The organism is Pedobacter sp. MC2016-24, from assembly GCF_015223055.1.
GTDB lineage: Bacteria > Bacteroidota > Bacteroidia > Sphingobacteriales > Sphingobacteriaceae > Pedobacter.
In genome coordinates this window covers 37462-53378 of record NZ_JADFBX010000013.1, presented here as the reverse complement: position 1 = coordinate 53378, position 15917 = coordinate 37462, and the positions used below count along the sequence as shown (strand labels likewise).

The window sequence follows — 15917 nt, the reverse complement described above, 5'->3', positions numbered from 1 at the left end:
GTTTCTGCATCCATATATAAATGCAATTCTATGAAACTATTTTTACGCTCATTCCTGCTATTTTTATGCAGCTTCAACGCAGTTTTTGCCCAGAAAAAATTAAGCAGTAGCCGGGAGGCAGCTTACTATACTTATATCTATCAGATTAAAGATCATGAAGCTTTTGCCATTGCCTCAAAATCAAGTGCTATTGTGCAAGAAAGCTTTTTACACAGCCGGATTGATTCTTTTTATACCGATTCTGCAAAGCCCCTGAACCGAAAATTGCCTTTTGGAAACTATTTATACGTAACGGCAGTTCAAAATAAACTAACCTATACGTTAAAGCCGGTTCAAAATGTAAATCTGGAATTCATCAATAACCGAAAGGAGTTTCAATTTATGGTGACCGATTTAAAGGGGAACCGGATAGACGATGCAGAGGTCAAAATAGGGAAGGGGAAAACTGTAAAATTTGATGCAAAAGCCGGTCTTTACAAATCAAATTACGGACAAAAAATAAAGGTGATTGCCGTAAAATACGCTGGCGTAAGCAATTATTTTACATATGAAGTCGGAAATAACAACAATGTCTATGCCCGTCGTCAAAACTCTTTTTTTAAAAAATTCATTTATAGTGCACCAGTCAAATACATCTGGATGCCATTTCGCAGGTGGTTTAACCCGGATCGTTATGGGAATAGGAAGATAAAAAACAGTACTTTACCAGGATACATGGTATTCAATAAGCCTATGTATAAGCCTTTGGATACAGTGAAATTTAAAGCCTACCTGGTCGACAAAAACGGCACATCTTTGTACAATAAAACTTTACGGGTTTCCCTGGATAATTATGGCCAGAAAAAGAGGATTTTAACCAATCTGGATCCCTATCGGGAGGGTGGTTATACCTATAGTTTTGTTCTGGCCGACAGTCTGAAATTGCAATTAGACCAGCACTATACCATCAGTTTAGAACAGCCAAAAGGGGATTATTGGGAAACCGTTTATACGGGCAGTTTCAGGTATGAAGATTATGAATTGAAATCGGTCAGTTTTAAAGTCCGGTCTGATCAGAAAAGCTATGGGCCTGGCAGTCCGGTTACTGTGTTTATGAAGGCTACCGACGAGAATGAACTGGTGGTGCCGGACGGCCGGGTGGAAGTTATTTTACGTGCTGACGATGTGTTTAAATACCACCAGGGCCGCGTATTTGTAAAAGATTCCTTGTGGAAAACTACGGTGACTATGGACCCGGTTGGTGAAACGAAACTGGTGATCCCAGATAGCGTTTTTCCAAAGGCCGACCTGAATTTTACAGCTTATTTTACCTTTTTGAACAGCAATAATGAGCGAAAAACAGCATCAGAACGGTTAAAGTATAACTATGAAAACAAGCGCATTAAATACGAATTTAAAAATGACAGCTTGTACCTGGACTATCTCGTTGATGAAAAACCTGTTCCACAACCGGCTGTTTTGCAAAGGAAATATCCCAATAAAGAAGCCTTCGATACGCTGGGTATTCAGCTTCCAACGGCCATTAAGCTCAATTATAACGCTGAGGCTTACGTGATAAAAACAGCCAGTGGTTATCGCCAGGAGATTGAAATAACAAGCCTGCAACCGGGAATTAGCATCGCTGCTGCCCAGGGTAAAGATTCAGTTCGTATTGTAGTCAACAATGCGCACCGCGTGCCTTTCTGGTTTACGGTTTTTTCAGGGAATTCCATATTGTCTAAGGGCTACACCCGTAATCTGGATACTTTATTTAAACACGGTACCGCAAAAGCTGTGCATGTCAGGATCAATTATTTGTGGGCCGGTAAGGAAATGAGCCTGGAAAACAGTACGTATTACATGCCCAATTTGTTAAATGTGAAGTTGATTGGGCCTGATGTGGTTTACCCTGGTCAGCAGGTTAATCTGTTGGTTAATGTCACCGACGCAGAAAACAAGCCTGTTCCTAAAACTGATGTGACCGCCTATGCTTATACCGCTAAGTTTAAAAATGGTTATGCGCCTGGCCTGCCAAATTTTGGAAAAGGGCATTATGCGCGTAAACTGAAGCCAATGGCGAATGCGCAGGTGCTGCAGTGGACTGGAGATTTGCAGCTCAACTGGGATAAATGGGCAAAATCGATGAACCTGGATACCATTGAATATTATAAGTTTACGCAAACAAAGAGCGTCTATACTTTACAGGAAGATGGAAATGATCGGCTCAAAGCAGTAGTTGCCCCATTTGTTATAAAAGATGGTGCCATTGAACCGGTGCATATTTTATACATTGACGGGCTTCCGGTTTATTTTAGTCAGGCCAACCAATTACAACGTTACGCCTTTGAGGTTAGTCCCGGGAGTCATAGCATTCAGCTGCGTACAGCTAACCATTCTGTTTTCCTGGATGACTATTCATTTCCGCAGGGTAAAAAGACAATCATCAGTGTATTGGCCGATGTTAAAAATACCGTGGCCAGGGTAATTAAAGAGAAAAGTGAACTGAGTGAGCAGGAAGCGAATGCTTTGAGCCAGTACATGATACGTATCGCCGATAATTTTCATGGCGATAAGAGTTTGCTCGCTATGGAGGGCGATACGCTGTTGTTAAACCCTCCGCTAACTGAGCGGATGAGTAGCTTGCAAAGTCTTTACCGTAATCCGCAAGGCGATCAAAATGCCTTATTGGTTGGGCCGGTTCGTCAAAATCTGTTGTCTTTCAGTTCTGGTATTTTGAATATGAATTTTCTAAAGGAACCAGGTTATACGTATACATTCTTGCCGGGATTGCTTAAACAGAAATCCTACGCTGGCAAATATGGTTTCAACAGGCAGCTGGCGTCGGGTTCAAATCCTGGCGTGGATTACAAGGCATATCCGGTAAGCCGGGGAGAAATAGACCGCATCTGGAATGAATATCTGGATTTGAGAAGCAGTACCACTACGCTCTTTTCCAATTCCCGTAGTTACGATAAGCAATATGGCCGATTGGTCATGAACCTGGATACCACCATACTGAAACAACTTCCTTACCTCAAAAATATACTCATCTATCGCTATGATCAGCCAGACTTTTTAGAGATCTATCCGGGAAATACAAATCAGTTTAATCCTTTGGAAAAGGGCAAATACCGGGTTATTTACTTGTTTAAAGACAACAGGTATGTAGTGGCTGAGCAGCTGGAGATCAGATCAGCCGGTGTGAATTATGTGAAATGGGAAGGTTTAAAGATCCATCCTGCAGATCAACTGAGCCGTAAAATAGACTTTCAGATCAAAAGTGTAAATATTGGCAGTAACCCGTATGGTCAATATACTGCCAGGGATAATATTGTCGAAGACATCAATGCGGTTTATTTCGATCCGGCTACGCTTAAAGGCGTGATGCGGGGCCGCGTGCTTGCTGAATCTGACAAGAAGCCGATATTGGGTGCTGTGGTGATCATTAAAGGAACGAAAAATACAGTAACTACAGATGCTCAGGGTTATTTTACAATCAAGATTCCTGAACGCGGCATGCTAGTTATTTCATATATTGGTTATGAACGTAAAGAAGTTCCTTTAACAAATGCAGATGCAGGAGACATCATCATTGCTGAAAGCTATGAATCTTTAAACGAAGTTGTGGTGGTTGGCTATGGTACACAACGCAAACAGTTATTAACAGGCTCTGTTTCAGAAATGTCGATAGGAAATGCACTCGCCGGAAGGGTAGCTGGTGTTGCAATTTCCAATGCTGATAAAAAAATAATGATTCGTGGGATGGCCCCGGTAGGCGGTCAGAAGCCCTTGATTATCGTTGATGGGGTGCCATTTAGCGGCGACATGGAGGCTCTGGATCCGGCTACTCTCAGTTCCATCGATGTATTAAAAGATGCCGCGGCAACTGCCATTTATGGTAGCAGTGCAGCGGCAGGTGTGATCATTATTAAAACCAAGGGTGGAAACGCGATGGCAAATGCAGCTGGAGAATTGGTACAACAAAAGGGTAGCATGCGGACTAATTTTTCTGATTATGCCATCTGGCAACCTAAATTGTTAACTGATGCTGCTGGAAATGCGACGTTTACCGTCAGGTTTCCAGATGACATCACCAATTGGAATACCAGGGTTGTGGCCATGAACGGACGCAAACAAAGTGGACAGGCAGAAAGCAATATCAAGTCCTTTAAAATGTTGAGCGCTAATTTTGTTTCGCCGCAGTTTGCTTTGGCAGGAGATAGCATTAGGGTGATCGGTAAACTGATGAATTATGGTCCTTCGGAAGAGGAAGTGATCCGTAAATTTAGTTACAATGGTGCCGAATTGCTCAATACTGCTGTAAAATTTAAAAACGCTAAAATTGATACCATTTCAATTGTAGCCAAAGGTGCTGGAATGAAGGTTAGTCCGGAACATGTGGGCGTACTGGATAGCTTAAGTTTTACCTATACCATGACACAAAAAAGCGGCTATTTTGATGGGGAACTGCGTAAAATTCCTTTATTCCAAAAGGGCGTTCTGGAGACTAAAGGTTATTTCGATGTATTGTCGAGAGATACTGCTGCTGTTTATCAATTTGATGCGAAACTGGGCAAAGTAACGCTCAATGCCGAAGCTTCTGTTTTTCCGACTTTGCTGGATGAGATTGAAAAGGTAAACCGTTATGAGTATTTGTGTAATGAGCAAACGGCTTCTAAATTGAAAGCGCTGCTGCTGGAGAAAAAGATCCGCAAATACCTTGGCGAGGAATTTAAAGAGGAAAAGAACATTCAAAAATTGCTGAAAAAGCTGGTGGACAGCCGTACGCCACAAGGTACCTGGGGCTGGTGGCAAAATAGTAACGAAGAATTGTGGATCAGTCTGCATGTAGTAGAATCTTTACTGGAAGCACAAAAACAAGGTTATACCGTCAGTTTTGATAAAGATCGGTTGTACAATTACCTGGTGGATAAAATGGCCAGTAATCCGGGTTTTAACCAGGTTTATGGCATTAAAATGCTGCACCTGCTCGATGATAAATATTACCTGAAGGACTGGGTTTTAGCGCTTGAAAAGCAAAGGACAGATCTGGAGGCCAGTTATGCTTTGGAGCGCAAAAAACATCCGGATATGCCGGAACTAGCCAAACAACCTTTGTATGAAAGGTTACAACTGGTGCAATTGAAGCAGTTGGCTGGAATCTCTGTCGACCTGAAATGGATGCTGGACCTGAAGAAAGAAACGATGTTTGGTAACATTTATTGGGGCGCGGAAAGTAACCGGTTCTGGGACAACAGCATCCAGAACTCCTTGCTGGCTTACCAGATTTTGAAAAGGAATGGTGGTTATCCAAAACAGCTGGACCATATTCAACGCTATTTTTTAGAGCAGCGCAGAGATGGGCAATGGCGCAATACTTATGAATCTTCATTAATTCTGGAAACCATTTTGCCCGATCTGATAGTGGAGGGTAAAAAACCGGAACCTGCATCATTGGTTTTGAACCAAACGGAAACGATTACCAAATTCCCTTTCCATAAAGTAATGGAAGCAGGGGAAGTACAGGTGAAACAAAAAGGGAATGCGCCGGTTTATTTTACAGCTTACCAGCAGTTTCATAATCCGAATCCGGAAAAAGTAAGTAAAGATTTTACAGTTAAAACTTCCTTTGTACAACAAGGCGACGTGGTTAAAAAACTGAAAGCTGGCACATTGGTCGTATTGAGGACTGAAGTAGAAGTTCGGGCTGATGCAGATTATGTGATGATTGAGATCCCGGTTCCGGCAGGCTGTTCTTACGAGAATAAAATGCAAAGTTTTTGGGGTGTAGAAACCCACAGGGAATATTTTAAGCAAAAAACATCCATATTTTGTACCAAGCTGAAAAAAGGAAAGTATACTTTTGATGTGGAATTGATGCCAAGGTACTCAGGAAGTTATGTATTGAATCCTGCAAAAGCAGAAATGATGTATTTTCCTGTATTTTATGGCAGGGAAGGGATGAAAAGGGTGCAGGTTAACTGAGTTTCGGCAGGTTTTGCCTAGGCGGTAACATCCCAGACCATCACCTGGCGGTCGTCTCCTGTTGAGATCAGCTGACGGCCGTCCTGACTCCATATCATTTTGTTAATGGAGTGGAAGTGACCTTCTGTGCCTTTTTCAATGCTTAAAATCTTGTATAGCTTAAAATCTGTACTGCTCCATAGTTTAATGCTCTTGTCCTGACTACAGGTGGCAAAATAAGGTAAACTGGGGTGAAAGACGATGGCATAAATGCTAAACATGTGTGCAGGAATGCTATTGATCAGGGTGTATTCTGGTAAGCTCCAAACTTTGAGCTGCGCATCTCTGCTGCCTGAAATCAGGTAATCGCCATTTGGGGCATATTGCAGGGCAGTGATGGGCAGTGTATGTTCCTGCAATTCGTTAACCAGACTGTAGTCTTCAGTACGGTATATCCTGATGATGCCGTCTTTTGCGCCAATGGCTATTTGTTGTTCATCCGTACTTACCGCAATCACCCGAACGGTGTTTGGGATCACAGGGAAGTGATACAACAAACTAAAGTCTTTTAACGACCAGATGGCGACGATACCATCTTCTCCTGTACTGATCAGTTCGTCTTTGTGTGCGATGGTTTTTAAGTCAAATACACCTTTCTGATGGTGACTCAGTGTAGCCAGGGTCTTTTGTTGTTTTAAATCAAATACCAGGATGAGGCCACTTCTTTGCGCGATGAAAAGCAGGTTGTTGTACCTGTGTAAAGCATACACGGAACTTTGCACAGGTACAATAATCTTCACAAAAGCCATATCGGTTAGCGACCATTCTACCACACCTTTATCGTTACCTGCACTATAAAATCGGGTAGGATCTTCAGCAGAGGCTAAGGCATATATTGGATTTTGGTGGCCGCTAAGGGTATGGAGGTGTTTAAGCATGGGTTTATTTCTTATGTCTACCTTCCAGGTTTATACCAATATCTGCCAGGGTTTTTCCTTTTTCCCTCAACAATACCAGTAAATGAAAAATCAGGTCAGAACTTTCATTGACAAAATCAACATCGGTTTCATTTAAAGCAGCAATTACGGTTTCTACACCTTCCTCACCAACCTTTTGGGCAATTTTGTTCAATCCTTTATTACGCAATTTATTGACGTAAGATTCGTCTGAAGGGTTATCATACCTGTCTTTAATGATCTGCTCCAGCTCAAAAATAAAATTCTGGTTGTAATCGGTTTTAAAACAGCTGCGTGAGCCGGTATGGCAGGTTGGCCCAACCGGACTGGCTTTAATCAAGATGGTATCGTTGTCGCAGTCGATGTGTGTTTCCTTTACAAAAAGGAAGTTTCTACTTTCTTCTCCTTTAGTCCAGAGCCGGTTTTTGGACCTGGAAAAGAAGGTTACTTTACCTTCTGCCTGTGTTTTTTCCCAGGCTTCCTGGTTCATGTAGCCCAGCATTAAAACCTCCAGGGTTTGTACATCCTGTATAATGACAGGTACTAAACCCTGTGTTTTTTCAAAATCTATTTTCATGACCTTACCGGTATGTTGTGTTTCTTTAATTCTTCTTTTAAGTCGGGGATCGGAATTTCACCAAAATGGAATACCGAAGCGGCCAATGCTGCATCTACACCAGTTTGTAAAAATACATCTGTAAAATGAGCCATTGTTCCTGCACCGCCAGAGGCAATCACCGGAATGTTGATGGAACGGGCTACTTTATCGAGCAATGAACAGTCAAAACCATTTTTAGTACCATCATGGTCCATAGAGGTTAATAAAATTTCACCAGCCCCAAGACTTTCCGCTTTCAAAATCCAATCTTCCGTTTCCAGTTCTGTGATCAGTCTGCCGCCATTCAGGTGAACCATATTGCGGCCATTTACCAGTTTGGTATCTACAGCAAGCACCACAAACTGTACACCAAAAGCTTTAGCTAAATCTTCGATCAATTGCGGGTTCCTGACTGCGGCAGAGTTGATGCTGATCTTATCAGCACCTGAGTTTAACAGGGCTTCTGCATCTGCTACCGAGGTAATGCCGCCACCGATGGTAAAGGGGATATTGAGTTGCCGGGCAACTGCCTTGACCATTTCAATTGTTGTTCCCCTGCGCTCATGCGTAGCCGTAATATCCAGAAATACGAGTTCATCAGCACCCTGTTGCGCGTATTGCCAGGCCAGCTCCACCGGATCGCCGGCATCTTTCAGGTCTACAAAATTCACTCCTTTTACCGTTCTGCCATCTTTTACATCCAGGCAGGGGATAATGCGTTTACTGAGCATGGGCTATAAAGAAGTCATTTGCTTCAAATTCCATTCTTTAATCTCCTCGATCGTAATCCGGTTCTCGTAAATGGCTTTTCCAACTACTACAGAACGGATGTCATATTTATCCAGTTCCTCAATATCTTTCATTGAGCTTACACCACCAGAAGCGATCAATTTAATGAAAGGACTGTGCTCCAATAGTTTTTTGTACAGATCAACCGCTGCGCCACCCAATTTTCCGTCTTTGTTGATATCTGTGCAAAGAAATCTGAAAAAGCCCAGTTGTAAACATTTATCCACGTAGTCCATCAGTTTGATTGGAGAACTTTCCATCCATCCTGAATATTTAATCACTTCGTCAAGTACATCAATCGCAATGACTATGCGGTTGGCATAATCGTATTTTTTGCCCACTTCGGTACTCAGTTCTTTTAAAAAATCAGGGTTGGTGATGGCTTGTGTACCCACAATTACGCGGTGTATACCGGCATCAAGTAAATTGGTCACCTGCTCTATGGTGCGGATTCCGCCACCATATTGCACACGCATATCCGTTTTTTTGATGATGTCAAACAGCGCTTTTTGATTGCTGAAATCACCTTTGGCGCCGTTTAAGTCAATAATATGTATGAATTCTGTACCGTTAGACCGGTAGGTCTCTATCATTTCGGCGATGGAAACATCGTATACTGTTTTCTGGTCATAGTCGCCTTCTCTTAAGCGAACTACTTTTCCATCTAAGATATCAATTGCTGGAATAATGTACATTTTACTGTTTTAAGTTTGAAAAATTTTTTAATAGCCTTTCTCCGGCGATTCCAGATTTCTCTGGGTGGAACTGTACACCGTAGAAGTTGTCTTTTTTTACAGCTGCTGAAAATGGCATCCCATAGTTTGCAGTCGCGATGTCAAAAGTAGCGTTATATTCAATAAAGTACGAATGCACAAAATAAAATTGTGTACCGTTTTCAACACCTTCAAACAAAGAATTGTTTTGGTGTTCGATATTATTCCAACCCATGTGCGGAATTTTAATGCCTTGATCCTTATTGAATAACCGCGTTTTGATGGGTACAATATTCATCAGGTCGGCATCACCTTCTTCAGAATGTTGGGTAAGCAATTGCATACCTACACAGATACCGAGCACAGGTTTGGTTAGCGCTTTAATTGGAGCTACCAATCCGGTATGCAGGAGTTTATTCATGGCCGTACCGGCATGTCCTACACCGGGAATGATGATGTGGGTATACAGGTCAAGCTCTGCGGCCGTATTGACCATGCCGAAAGGAATATCCAGTCTTTCTAACGCTGCGGTCAGAGAAAAGATATTTCCGGCTCCATAGTTTACAATTCCAATCATTATAAGATTCCCTTTGTACTTGGTAAGACTAATTTATCGGGGTCGCGTTTAATCGCTACTTTAATTGCTTTGGCAAAAGCTTTAAAAATCGCTTCAATTTTATGGTGTTCGTTATCGCCTTCAGCTTTAATATTCAGATTACACTTTGCTGCATCAGTAAAAGACTTAAAGAAATGATAGAACATCTCTGTCGGCATATCACCTACTTTTTCACGTTTAAAATCTGCATCCCAAACGATCCATGCACGACCGCCAAAATCAATCGCTGCCTGGGCTAAACAATCGTCCATAGGCAAGCAAAATCCATAACGTTCCAGACCCAGTTTATTGCCAATTGCTTTGCTGAAAGCTTCGCCCAAAGCAATACCAGTATCTTCTATCGTATGGTGTTCATCAATGTGTAAATCACCATCAGTTTTGATTTTCAAATCGATACTGCCGTGACGTGCAATCTGGTCCAGCATGTGGTCAAAGAAGTTCAGTCCCGTATGGATCTCGGCTTTACCAGTTCCGTCCAGATCGATATCAATGCTGATCTTCGTTTCGTTGGTGTTCCGTTCATGATGTACGGTACGGGTCCCGGCTCTTAACATGGTATAAATATCTACCCAGGATTGTGTTTCCAAAGCAATGAAGTGGGCCAGATTTTCAGCCTTTTCCAATACTTCATTGGCACCCAACAGATCGTTATTGCGCAACCAGATCGCTTTTGCACCGAGATTTTTGGCCAGGATCACATCATTGATGCGGTCGCCGATCACAAAGGAATTCGCCAGGTCATAGCCTTCATTAAAAAAGTGCTGCAGCAATCCGGTATTTGGTTTGCGTGTAGGGGCGTTATCATGTGCAAAAGTTTTGTCGATGATCACCTCTTTAAATTCAATACCTTCACCGGCTAAAGTTTTCATGATGAAGTTATGTACTGGCCAGAAGTTCTCTTCTGGATGAGAATTGGTACCCAGGCCATCCTGGTTGGTCACCATAACAAGCTCATAGTCCAGTTCTGTTGCGATTTTAGAAAGATAGTATAGCGCTTTTGGATAAAAATCAAGTTTGGCGAAGGAATCTATCTGCTGATCTTCTGGTTCGATGATTAACGTTCCGTCCCTGTCGATAAATAATACTTTTTTCATTGTTTTGGTTCTGAGTTTAGCTTTTAAATTGATTTAAGCGCATTTAAAAGTGTTTCGTTTTCGGTTTTTGTTCCAATTGTTATGCGCAGGCACCCTTCGCAAAGTGTCACTTTTGAGCGGTCCCTGACAATGATTCCCTGTGCTACCAGCGCATCATAAGTTTTAAGTGCTTCGGCAACCTCAACCAGGATGAAGTTGGCATCAGAGGGATGTACTTTTTTCACCATAGGCAAAGCTTCCAGCTGTTTGCTCAGGCTGTCTCTTTCAGCTACGGTAATTTTGATCCATTCATTGACCTGTTCAATATTGGCGAGTGCTTTTAATGCAATGTCTTGTGTAGCCTGGTTGATGTTATAAGGCGGTTTCACTTTATTGAGTACATCTATTACAGGCCGGGCGGCAAAGGCCATGCCCAGGCGTAAGGCAGCTAGTCCCCATGCCTTCGAAAAGGTTTGTAAGATTACCAGATTAGGATATTCGGTGAGTTCCTGGATGAAAGTCCTTTGTCTGGCATAATTGATATAGGCTTCATCAATCACGACCAGGCCATTAAAATTGGCTAAAATGGTTTCTATATCTGTTCTGATGATTGAATTTCCCGTTGGATTATTCGGTGAGCAGATGAAGATCAGTTTGGTGTTTTCATCGATCGCTTCGGCAATTTTATCCAGGTCAAGCTGATAATTGGGCAATAGGTTTACCTTGCGGATTTCTACGTTGTTGATGTTTGCTGAAACTTCATACATGCCGTAAGTTGGTGGCAGGATAACGACATTGTCTTTTCCCGGTTCACAGAACGCCCGGAACAACAGATCTATGGCCTCATCACTTCCGTTTCCAAGGAAAGTATTTTTAATTGGAACACCTTTGATTTTGCCGATGGCATCTTTCAGATCCAGTTGTAAAGGATCTGGATAACGGTTGTAGTTTTCTTCCAATGGGGAGCCGTAACTATTTTCGTTTGCGTCTAAAAATACACTGGCTTGTCCTTTATATTCATCCCTCGCGGTAGAGTAGGGGCGAAGGTTTTTAATGTTTTCTCTTTGTAATTTATTGATGTCCATCATGACTATAACTCCTCTAATGATTTTAAACGAATGCTTACTGCATTCTTGTGCGCGTCCAATCCTTCTGCTGCGGCAAGTATTTCTACGGTATTGCCTATGTTTTTCAGTCCAATGGTATTGATGTGTTGAAAGGTGATCTTTTTTACAAAAGAATCCAGTGAAACACCTGAATATGCCTTGGCAAAACCACTGGTTGGCAGGGTATGGTTGGTTCCTGATGCATAATCACCAGCGCTTTCCGGCGTCAGGTTTCCTAAAAATACAGAACCTGCATTTTCAATTTCGGGGATAAGTTTTTCAAAATGCGCTGTTGAAAGGATGAGGTGTTCAGGCGCATACATGTTGCTATAGGCTATTCCCTGCAGCAGATCATCAACCAATACGGCGTAAGAGTTGGCTATGGCTGCCGCCGCGATGTCCTGTCTGGGTAAAGCTTTAATTTGAAGGTCTATTTGTTCAACTACCTGGGTTATGATTTCCCTGGAGGTAGCCACTAAAATCGTCTGACTATCAGTGCCATGTTCGGCCTGGGCCAATAGGTCTGAGGCTACATATGACGGATTGGCAGTCTCATCGGCAAGCACCAAAACCTCTGATGGGCCAGCAGGCATATCGATTGCCGTCATGGTAGCCGATTGGATCAATTGCTTGGCCTGAGTTACGTATCGGTTACCCGGACCAAATATTTTAGAAACTTTAGGAACGCTTTCTGTTCCGTAAGCCATGGCCGCTACAGCCTGTGCCCCGCCTACCAGGTAAATCTTTTCTATGCCCAATAATTGTGCGCAATAGGCGAGGTAACAATTCGTTTTTCCATCTTTCTGAGGTGGTGAACACACTACTATTTCTTTGCAGCCGGCCAATACTGCCGGTATGCCCAGCATCAGGAAGGTACTTGGTAAAACTGCTGTTCCGCCCGGAATGTAAAGTCCTACACTTTCAATGGCCCGGCTTTCCCTCCAGCAGGTTACCCCTGGCATGGTCTCTATTTTTGCTTCTTTAACGGCTTGTGCCGCATGAAAAGCTTTGATGTTATGGTAAGCGGTATCAATTGCATTTTTTGCCGCTACAGGAATCGATGCTGCAAGGCTGGTAATCTCTTCGCCGGTGATGAACAATTGAGCCAGTTGTACCTGGTCAAATGCCAGTGCATAATTGAAAAGGGCCTGATCGCCCTGAGCTTTTACTTCAGCCACAATGCTTTTTACCCGCTCCTGTATGGTGGTGTCATCTTCCAGCTGTCGTAAACAGATTGATTCAATTTCCTGTTTAGATAAGTTGTTATAACTGTAGATTTTCAATTTGTTATGTTTTATGTTTAACTAATGGTTAAGGGCTGTTTTTCTGTAAACAGCCTTAAGCGATGATCTTTTCGATCGGCATTACCACAATGCCCTGGGCACCCGCAGCTTTCAGGCTGTTGATTTTTTCCCAGAAATCGTGCTCTGCAATGACCGAGTGAACTGCTACCCATTCCTCATCAAATAAAGGCACAACCGTCGGACTTTTCACACCTGGTAATAAATCCACCACTTTTTTCAGATTGGTTTTAGCCACGTTCAGTACCACATATTTGGTTTCTTTTGCACGCAGTACAGAGCGAATTCTTTGCAGCAATTCCTGCACTTCAGGTAACAATTCTGAACCTGCTTTTCCAATCAGGATTGCTTCAGATTTCATCACTTCGGCAAAAGGTTTCAGTCCGTTGCTTTTTAAGGTTCCACCCGTAGAAACGATATCGCAAATCGCATCACTCAGCCCCAGACCAGGGCCAATCTCTACTGAACCGGAAATGGTACGAATGTCCGCATTTACATGATTTTCTTTCAGGTATTTTTCCAGAATAACCGGATAAGAAGTGGCAATCGCCTGGCCTTCCAGTTGTGCAATTTCAGTAATCCGGCTTTCGTTAGGAATGGCAATTTTTAAAGTACATTTTCCGAAACCCAGCTTTTGTAAATAGGTCACTTCTGCTCCGGCCTCTACGATTACATTTTCACCAACTATACCCAGATCGGCAATGCCATCCTGTACATATTCCGGAATATCGTCATCTCTTAAAAAGAGAATTTCCAAAGGAAAGTTAGTTACGCTTGAGATGAGTGAGCTTTTGTAGTTTTCAAAAGATAAACCACAATTTTTAAGAATTTCTACTGATTTTTCGTTTAATCTACCCGATTTCTGGATAGCTATTTTAAGTGTTTTCAAATTGCTAATTTAAGATTGTTGTATTGGACAAGAAATAATTTTTCGGAAACAAGTTTTGAAGTACAAAACATTACATATACATCGCCAATTGGCGATGGTGCAAATGTAAATGATGGTTCAAAGCTGTGTTCATAATGTTATTTAAGTCCCTTATCAACAATGGCTAGCAATGCTTGGGGATTGCAAATATATACATTGAAATTGCAAATCCAAATAAAATTTGGTTTTAATTCTTTTGCCTCGGAATGGAGTCTCCGGCTGATTACGTTTTAAACTGGCATTTAATTTGAGTTAAGCAAAGTATTGTTATTAATAACAGCTAAATTTGCCGCTAATTGACACCGTTTTGAAAAGATTACTGCCCATTTTATTCCCTTTTTTATTATTAATAAGCTCTTGTAACTGGTTTAAGGAAGTACCGGAAGTAGGTACTATGCTTGCTACCCATTTCAATAATAAACTCTACAACAAGTTTGATACTGCCGTTTACAATGTGGTTTTTAAAAAGCATTTGGATTCTTTGGCCGGTAAATTCTCAAATCCCAAATTGCTGACTCATTTTTATTTGGTGCATAACCTGGAACCGAAACTGGTCAACAGGTATTTTCCTACAGGTGGTTTAGATACCTTGAAGGATTATGTCAGCAGAAGCGAAGAACACGGCTTTAATCCGGATAATTTCCGGTATAAGCAACTTTCCGCTTTATTGGAAAGCCTGAATGCCAATAAGTTCAAATCCATTGAAGAGGTATATCCTGTAATTGCTGATTTGGAGTTGAATGCTGCAGAAAGTCTGATTAAATACAACAACTATCTTTATTACGGGGTAGTTAACCCAAGGAAAGTTTTTTCACGTTATTATGTACCTGTTCAGCGGCCGGATAGTGCTTCCATCAACAAAGTCTTAAATACAGATAATCTGCGTAAGCTACTGGAGGATATCCAGCCCAAATCTGAGCAGTACATCGCTTTGCAACAGGTGCTTGCCAGTGAAGGTCCGGATAGAAATGGCGCGGAGGCGAAGACCATCCGGGTTAATATGGAGCGTTTGCGCTGGAAAATTCCTGAATTGGGTGAAGAATACGTAGAAGTGAATATTCCTGATTTTTCTTTAACCTGGTTTAGTCATCAGGATACACTAACCCATATGAAGGTATGTGTAGGCGGCGCCCGCGAGAAGGATTATGCCGAAAAACTGAAAGCTTATGCTAAAAGTGGGCGTCTGGATGACAAACCTAAAAACCATGAGACCCCGATTTTGTATAGTAAACTGAATTCCATCCAGGTCAATCCCGTATGGAACATTCCGGTGAGCATTGCCCAGAGCGAGATTTACTGGCAGGCGGTTAAAGATCCATATTACCTGTCCAACAACAACATCAAAGTCTATTACAGAGGTAAGGAAGTCAGGGATCCGGATACCATACAATGGAATAAATACCCCCGGGAGAAATTGCCTTTTCAATTTAAACAAGGTTCTGGTGAAGGTAATGCACTGGGGAAATTTAAATTTATATTCGATAATGGATCCAGTATTTACCTGCACGATACGAATAATAAAAGTGGATTTGCAAGAGCCAATCGTGCCATTAGTCACGGTTGCGTGCGCGTAGAGAAGCCTTTGGAATTTGCGCAGACGATGGTGAAAGATAAATATCAATTTGACCAACTGCGCATGGAAGTGAACCTGCCACCGCTTGATACTACCAAAATGGATGTATTCCGTAAAAAGCTGGCCAAAAAATCGGATACAGTTAATGTGTTTCAACTTAAACCGAAATGGTTTGGCGTTAAAAAACCAATTCCTTTGATTATCAACTATGTAACAGCCTGGTCAGACCATGGTGCGATGCAGTTCAGACCAGATGTTTACGGATTGGATGAAACTTTGTGGACAGCTATGAAGAAATTCATGTAAAATTTCTACCTTTGG

11 protein-coding genes are annotated in these 15917 nt (G+C 42.0%); 2 read left to right on the top strand and 9 right to left on the bottom strand.

What is annotated here, in order from left to right; genetic code table 11:
• The first annotated feature begins 30 nt into the window (after positions 1-30).
• A complete protein-coding gene (locus IM797_RS22195) occupies positions 31-5964 on the top strand; it encodes a carboxypeptidase-like regulatory domain-containing protein (protein WP_194129391.1) in 5934 nt (1977 codons plus the stop codon).
• A gap of 17 nt (positions 5965-5981) precedes the next feature.
• Here the strand turns inward: IM797_RS22195 and IM797_RS22190 are convergent, their stop codons facing one another.
• Genes IM797_RS22190 through hisG form a run of 9 tightly spaced genes read right to left on the bottom strand, consistent with a single transcriptional unit; the run spans position 5982 to position 13984 of the window.
• On the bottom strand, positions 5982-6881 hold the full coding sequence (locus IM797_RS22190; protein WP_194129390.1) for a WD40 repeat domain-containing protein: 900 nt from the start codon (positions 6879-6881) through the stop codon (positions 5982-5984).
• A gap of 4 nt (positions 6882-6885) precedes the next feature.
• The gene (hisIE, locus tag IM797_RS22185; RefSeq protein WP_194129389.1) at positions 6886-7476 is read right to left on the bottom strand and encodes a bifunctional phosphoribosyl-AMP cyclohydrolase/phosphoribosyl-ATP diphosphatase HisIE; all 591 of its coding nucleotides are present in this window, start codon (positions 7474-7476) and stop codon (positions 6886-6888) included.
• On the bottom strand, positions 7473-8228 hold the full coding sequence (hisF, locus tag IM797_RS22180; RefSeq protein ID WP_194129388.1) for an imidazole glycerol phosphate synthase subunit HisF: 756 nt from the start codon (positions 8226-8228) through the stop codon (positions 7473-7475). The genes hisIE and hisF overlap by 4 nt, the downstream gene beginning before the upstream one ends.
• Positions 8229-8231: 3 nt before the next feature.
• A complete protein-coding gene (gene hisA, locus IM797_RS22175; protein ID WP_194129387.1) occupies positions 8232-8981 on the bottom strand; it encodes a 1-(5-phosphoribosyl)-5-[(5-phosphoribosylamino)methylideneamino]imidazole-4-carboxamide isomerase in 750 nt (249 codons plus the stop codon).
• Between the two features lies 1 nt (position 8982).
• Positions 8983-9576 (bottom strand): imidazole glycerol phosphate synthase subunit HisH, encoded by a 594-nt coding sequence (gene hisH / locus IM797_RS22170; RefSeq protein WP_194129386.1) that lies wholly within the window; start codon positions 9574-9576, stop codon positions 8983-8985.
• Entirely contained in the window at positions 9576-10709 is a 1134-nt protein-coding gene (gene hisB / locus IM797_RS22165) for a bifunctional histidinol-phosphatase/imidazoleglycerol-phosphate dehydratase HisB (RefSeq protein WP_194129385.1), read from the bottom strand. The genes hisH and hisB overlap by 1 nt, the downstream gene beginning before the upstream one ends.
• Positions 10710-10732: 23 nt before the next feature.
• Entirely contained in the window at positions 10733-11773 is a 1041-nt protein-coding gene (hisC, locus tag IM797_RS22160) for a histidinol-phosphate transaminase (protein WP_194129478.1), read from the bottom strand.
• Between the two features lie 5 nt (positions 11774-11778).
• Positions 11779-13077 carry a histidinol dehydrogenase gene (gene hisD / locus IM797_RS22155; RefSeq protein ID WP_194129384.1) on the bottom strand — a complete coding sequence of 433 codons (1299 nt, stop codon included), beginning with the start codon at positions 13075-13077 and terminating at the stop codon, positions 11779-11781.
• A 55-nt stretch (positions 13078-13132) separates the two neighbouring features.
• Positions 13133-13984 carry an ATP phosphoribosyltransferase gene (hisG, locus tag IM797_RS22150; RefSeq protein ID WP_194129383.1) on the bottom strand — a complete coding sequence of 284 codons (852 nt, stop codon included), beginning with the start codon at positions 13982-13984 and terminating at the stop codon, positions 13133-13135.
• Positions 13985-14330: 346 nt separating this feature from the next.
• On the opposite strand from hisG, the gene IM797_RS22145 reads away from it, so the two are divergent.
• Positions 14331-15902 (top strand): L,D-transpeptidase family protein, encoded by a 1572-nt coding sequence (locus IM797_RS22145; protein WP_228099045.1) that lies wholly within the window; start codon positions 14331-14333, stop codon positions 15900-15902.
• Positions 15903-15917 lie beyond the last annotated feature (15 nt).

Bases quoted from the DNA above. Each gene is read 5' to 3' on its own strand.
- hisB (WP_194129385.1), bottom strand. From the start codon at position 10,709: ATGAAAAAAGTATTATTTATCGACAGGGACGGAACGTTAATCATCGAA.
- hisC (WP_194129478.1), bottom strand. From the start codon at position 11,773: ATGGACATCAATAAATTACAAAGAGAAAACATTAAAAACCTTCGCCCC.
- hisF (WP_194129388.1), bottom strand. From the start codon at position 8,228: ATGCTCAGTAAACGCATTATCCCCTGCCTGGATGTAAAAGATGGCAGA.
- hisIE (WP_194129389.1), bottom strand. From the start codon at position 7,476: ATGAAAATAGATTTTGAAAAAACACAGGGTTTAGTACCTGTCATTATA.
- hisH (WP_194129386.1), bottom strand. From the start codon at position 9,576: ATGATTGGAATTGTAAACTATGGAGCCGGAAATATCTTTTCTCTGACC.
- IM797_RS22195 (WP_194129391.1), top strand. From the start codon at position 31: ATGAAACTATTTTTACGCTCATTCCTGCTATTTTTATGCAGCTTCAAC.
- hisA (WP_194129387.1), bottom strand. From the start codon at position 8,981: ATGTACATTATTCCAGCAATTGATATCTTAGATGGAAAAGTAGTTCGC.
- IM797_RS22190 (WP_194129390.1), bottom strand. From the start codon at position 6,881: ATGCTTAAACACCTCCATACCCTTAGCGGCCACCAAAATCCAATATAT.